This is a genomic window from Corynebacterium sp. HMSC22B11 (genome assembly GCF_001815965.1).
Lineage (GTDB): Bacteria > Actinomycetota > Actinomycetes > Mycobacteriales > Mycobacteriaceae > Corynebacterium.
Window position 1 is genome coordinate 17,684 of record NZ_KV823498.1, and the last position, 3,267, is coordinate 20,950.

At 54.1% G+C, this 3,267-nt stretch carries 4 protein-coding genes and 1 pseudogene; 2 read left to right on the top strand and 3 right to left on the bottom strand.

Annotation, left to right across the window (positions count from 1 at the left end; genetic code table 11):
- The first annotated feature begins 189 nt into the window (after window positions 1-189).
- On the top strand, window positions 190-474 hold the full coding sequence (locus HMPREF3088_RS05510; RefSeq protein WP_070758796.1) for a hypothetical protein: 285 nt from the start codon (window positions 190-192) through the stop codon (window positions 472-474).
- A 372-nt stretch (window positions 475-846) separates the two neighbouring features.
- On the opposite strand, the gene HMPREF3088_RS05515 is transcribed toward HMPREF3088_RS05510, so the two are convergent.
- Together HMPREF3088_RS05515 and HMPREF3088_RS10180 are read right to left on the bottom strand one after the other, a co-directional pair.
- The gene (locus HMPREF3088_RS05515) at window positions 847-1,242 is read right to left on the bottom strand and encodes a hypothetical protein (RefSeq protein WP_070758797.1); all 396 of its coding nucleotides are present in this window, start codon (window positions 1,240-1,242) and stop codon (window positions 847-849) included.
- Between the two features lie 591 nt (window positions 1,243-1,833).
- Window positions 1,834-2,214, bottom strand: a pseudogene (locus HMPREF3088_RS10180) (recombinase family protein); the annotation flags it as partial.
- A 6-nt stretch (window positions 2,215-2,220) separates the two neighbouring features.
- On the opposite strand from HMPREF3088_RS10180, the gene HMPREF3088_RS10560 reads away from it, so the two are divergent.
- Entirely contained in the window at window positions 2,221-2,325 is a 105-nt protein-coding gene (locus HMPREF3088_RS10560; protein ID WP_371441305.1) for a hypothetical protein, read from the top strand.
- A gap of 132 nt (window positions 2,326-2,457) precedes the next feature.
- Here the strand turns inward: HMPREF3088_RS10560 and HMPREF3088_RS05525 are convergent, their stop codons facing one another.
- Window positions 2,458-3,138, bottom strand: a complete 681-nt coding sequence (locus HMPREF3088_RS05525) for an Abi family protein (protein ID WP_070758799.1) — start codon at window positions 3,136-3,138, stop codon at window positions 2,458-2,460.
- Between the last annotated feature and the right edge of the window lie 129 nt (window positions 3,139-3,267).

Here is a 3,267-nt window from a genome sequence, read left to right on the forward strand (position 1 = left end):
GGCTGCCGGAGTTCGTCGAGTCCCTGCCTTAAGGGTTCGGCTCTCTGGGCGCAGGCCTGCGGGTCTGCGCGAGCCAACGCCCCCGAACCTTCCACGTTGGAGGCCTGGGGGCGTTGGTGTTTCTAGAAATCCATAACCGGCGTTAGTGGACGCAGCAGGGCTTAGATTGAAGTTTGAGGTTGGACAACAATGACAGCTTTTCCTGGGATTGTGCTCGGAGTCATTTTTTCTTTTGTGCTCATAGCAATCAACTATGCCCTTGTCAGGTTTAGCCGCGGTAGTAAGCGCATCTCGCCGAAGAACTTTTTGAGAGCATCCATCGTGGCTACACTCGCTTTAGCCGTACTTCCCCTCATCTTCGATGAAGGACTGAAGAATGGAGCGTGGGCAATATTCTTCTTTATAGGTTTCCAAACCATTGCGCTCGTTACGTCATTCTTTCTTCCTGACGAACGCGATACCCCGAGTGCCTAATACTCTTAGCGATTACACCGGGAACACTGCTCAGTAACGATACTGATTATCCATGCTTAGCAGCCGGGTTAATAAACCTAGTCTTGTTCCTTAGATCGGTATGTTCTAACCGAGCTTTATGCTAGATGCGCTCGCGAAACGAACTCTACGAAGCCGTGACAACGTGCTCGTGTTCATTTAGCTCGAGCGGTAGCGACAGACCCGTCCCTTTGGCCATAATCCAGCCCTAGAGCAACAGCTTTTCCTGTAACTCGAAAGTGTCTCATTTGGCATACCCTAATGGGACAGTCTCAGTTTCAGAAGTCGTCTGCACAGGTTCTGCCCGTGGGGTTCCCAACGCCTCGGGCGAAACCGGCAGGTTTTTCTTCCTAGCTAGATGCCCTGTGAGAAATGAGGGTTAGAATCCACTTGCTCAATGTAGGTGACAAAACTTGGGTATTGATCCACGAGCACATCAGAGTCATCCATTAGTAAGAGCTCGGACACCTCTTCAAGCATTGCAATATCATCGACTTCTACCACTGTCACTAATAACCACAAGCGTTGGCTATCGTTCCTGTTTCCTTCGTGTTCCACCTCGTACTGGGATAGGAGCACCTCCCGTAAGCTCTCGTTTTCGTGCGGTGCAGGCTGCTTTGAGGATGAAAATATCTCCACTCCCGTGAGAGACTTCATCCTCATCACTCGCTCTGCGAAGTTCTCATATGCGCTGGATATTTTTTCCGACTCTACGACGAAATAGGTAAGAAAAACAGCTTTATGTCCCATAAGGTGCAAACTACCTTGCAGCCATGAAAATGTCCTCTGTGGGATATTTAGAAGCGGGCCACGCCTTACAGTGTCGGTAATAATGACCGGCGGGCACAAACTCACCTGCGCGGCTCTCGGCAGAAAGCTCCCCATACCCATGAACAACTACCGTCGCTCCATCATAGTTGTGCGGCGAAGGAACGGACCATATCTTATGAACGTTGCATTTCACCGCCACTAGATCCATACCGAGCGATTCATTAGCAAATGTGGCCGGGGAAAACGAGAACATAGCCACAAGTGCAGTAGTGCAGGCAACTAACGTTTTCTTAAACATATTCCGAACCGTCCTGTTAGATGTTCCGAAACTCAAGCCAGGCAATGTGCCTAGATGGCTGGGATCTACCCCTTAATGGGCGAGGGAAACGAACGTGAAAGCCACCTCGCTTATCGTGACATGGCTTGCGAATTTCCTCCATCGATAAAGTGGAAATGTCCCTTTAGCGCCCAACATTGGGGGTAGTTTCCGGTTTGTCTATGGTTTTATCCGCTGATATCGCTCGGAGCGACCTCGGAAATACCGCAGTGCCCTCGCATGAGAGCAGAGCTTCAGCTGCCAGCAAGCAGTTTTTGCCCATCCTTGCGCAGCTCCCCAGTGGGAGAGACCTGCCGGTAGAGGGTCTGGCGGGTGACCCCGAGTTCCTTGCACAAGGCTGCAACGTTGGTCTCGGGTTGGCCCATCGAGGCCCTGGCAAGGCGCACCTTCGCCGGGGTCATCCTAAACGGCCGACCCCCCTTGCGCCCGCGGGCCCGGGCGAATTCCAGGCCGGCCTTCGTCCGCTCGGAGATAAACTCCCCCTCAAATTCGGCCAGTGCGGCGAAGATCCCGAACACCAATTTGCCCTGGGCGGTGGTGGTGTCGACCGCCGCACCCTGCCCGGTGAGGACTTTTACTCCGACGCCGCGGGCGGTGAGGTCGTGGACCTGATGCGCACGATGCGTTACACCGAGGCCCGCAAGTACGTCTCCGAGGAGACTCCGTTCCTCACCGGCCGCATGATCACTGACTGGCTGCCGGAGTTCGTCGAGTCCCTGCCTTAAGGATTCGAGGCTCTCTGGGCGCGGGCCTGCGGGTCTGCGCCCTGCACATGGTCTGACAGACTCGGACCAGGGTTCAGACACAAACCTACGAACACAGCCTCATTACCCGCGATGGTGAACCCATACCTTGAGCTACGGCCTGCTAGTCCGTAATTCTGGGAGTCTGGAGTTGGTGGCTATCCATTGCGCCGCAGAGGGGTCAATCCAGGTAGACAACTTCTCTATGGCTAGCTGTGCTCGATCGAAATCTTCGTTTTCGTCCTGCCGGTTCTGTCTGATGATCGGCTCATGATGGGCACACCGATTACGCAGTTTGTAGACCACATCGACTTCACATCTGAATTCGTTGAGATTGGGGACGAAGACACCAGGCTTGCTTCCGTCAGTGATAGGTGTCGGTGTGCCGATCAAAGCTTTACGAACTAGCGGCCAGAGGGTCGAGGCGTAGGTCTTGGTGAACAGGTAGGCCCAAAAATCGAAGCTGAGTTCGGCGATGACCCGCCCCGGCGGTGGGGTTGGTTCTCTTCGTGTACGGGCACGTTGTTCTGCTTTCCTGATGGCCCTCTTGGCCGGTTTTACGAACGGAATGGCCGGGTTGGTGTACCACCTGGCCCCGTAGCGCGGAGCGACTGCGGTGTCTACGCAGTTTCGTAGCAGCACCTCGACATGCTGGAGGTCCTCCAGGAAAGCCTTGGTGACATGAGTATTCCAGAGATAGAGAGCTTCAGGGTCCGGGTGGTGGGCATAGGTGCTCATCCGCGCAGGCGAGAACCACTTGTCGAGATCGCTCGTTAGATTGTTGTTGGAATCCATGGGCACAAATGCTACGGTTCTTTATGAAAGCCCCGGAGAGATCCCTGCGTTTTAGACGCATATCGCCGGGGTTACTGAATTTTATGGGGGATATTAGGGTTAAGGGTCAAAATGTGTGTCTGGCTCGGC

Bases quoted from the DNA above. Each gene is read 5' to 3' on its own strand.
- HMPREF3088_RS05525 (WP_070758799.1), bottom strand. From the start codon at position 3,138: ATGGATTCCAACAACAATCTAACGAGCGATCTCGACAAGTGGTTCTCG.
- HMPREF3088_RS05510 (WP_070758796.1), top strand. From the start codon at position 190: ATGACAGCTTTTCCTGGGATTGTGCTCGGAGTCATTTTTTCTTTTGTG.
- HMPREF3088_RS05515 (WP_070758797.1), bottom strand. From the start codon at position 1,242: ATGGGACATAAAGCTGTTTTTCTTACCTATTTCGTCGTAGAGTCGGAA.
- HMPREF3088_RS10560 (WP_371441305.1), top strand. From the start codon at position 2,221: ATGCGTTACACCGAGGCCCGCAAGTACGTCTCCGAGGAGACTCCGTTC.